The sequence below is a fragment of the Oleiphilus sp. HI0067 genome (assembly GCF_001635735.1).
In genome coordinates this window covers 1-1,014 of the sequence record NZ_LWFI01001285.1, presented here as the reverse complement: position 1 = coordinate 1,014, position 1,014 = coordinate 1, and the positions used below count along the sequence as shown (strand labels likewise).

The window sequence follows — 1,014 nt, the reverse complement described above, 5'->3', positions numbered from 1 at the left end:
TAGCTGACATGCTGACGGATCTGACCGCAGCCAAGCAAATGATTCGCCTTGCAGCCTACAAACTAGATCAAAAAGACTCTGAACGAACCACATACTGTGCGATGGCTAAACGCTTCGCAACGGATGTCTGCTTTACACTATGTGATGAAGCCCTGCAAATTCATGGCGGTTACGGCTACATCAAAGAGTACCCCTTAGAACGTCACTTTAGAGATTGCCGCGTGCATAGAATTCTCGAAGGCACGAATGAAATCATGCGCGTCATTATTGCCCGCAAACTACTCAACGATCCAAACCTAGCCCTGATTCAGATGTAAGCTCGAGCATGAACCTAGGCATAAGTGTTTTATAATAAATCAAGTTAGGAGTGAACATGAGCATCAACAGCCCCACACCTCTTATTGCAACAGAGCAACAAGGCTCTGTTTTAGTCATCACAATCAACAACCCACCTGCAAATACCTGGACTATTGAAAGCTTAAACGGTCTGAAATCAGTCGTAGAACAAGCTGAAGAGTCTGGCGAAATCGTCGCCATTGTTGTGTATGGTCAAGGTGAAAAATTCTTCTCTGCAGGTGCAGATTTGAAGCAATTTTCCGGTGGCGACAAAGCTTATTCAAAAGAAGTGGCCGAAGCATTCGGTGAAGCCTTTGAGGCTCTCGCTTCGTTTAGCGGGGTGACTATCGCGGCGATTAATGGCTATGCGATGGGTGGCGGGCTCGAGTGCGCCCTAGCTTGCGACATTCGTATCGCAGAAGAACACGCACAGCTTGCACTCCCAGAGGCGAAAGTAGGACTACTCCCTTGTGCAGGCGGCACACAACGTTTGTCGTGGTTAGTTGGCGAAGCGTGGGCAAGTCGCATTATTCTTTTGGGTGAACGCATCGATGCAGAGCGCGCGTTAACAATTGGCCTAACCCAAGAAACCACTGCCAAAGGTGCGGCAACAGCGCGCGCAATAGAACTAGCGAAACAAACCGCAGAGCAAAGCCCCGATGCCATTCGCGCCTGTAA

At 49.0% G+C, this 1,014-nt stretch carries 2 protein-coding genes; both read left to right on the top strand.

Annotated features, from left to right (window positions below; translation table 11 throughout):
- A partial coding sequence (locus tag A3739_RS19865) for an acyl-CoA dehydrogenase family protein (RefSeq protein WP_255376787.1) occupies positions 1 to 317 on the top strand: 317 nt, incomplete at its 5' end.
- Between the two features lie 56 nt (positions 318 to 373).
- The coding region (locus A3739_RS19860; protein WP_068502548.1) for an enoyl-CoA hydratase at positions 374 to 1,014 on the top strand (641 nt) is incomplete at its 3' end.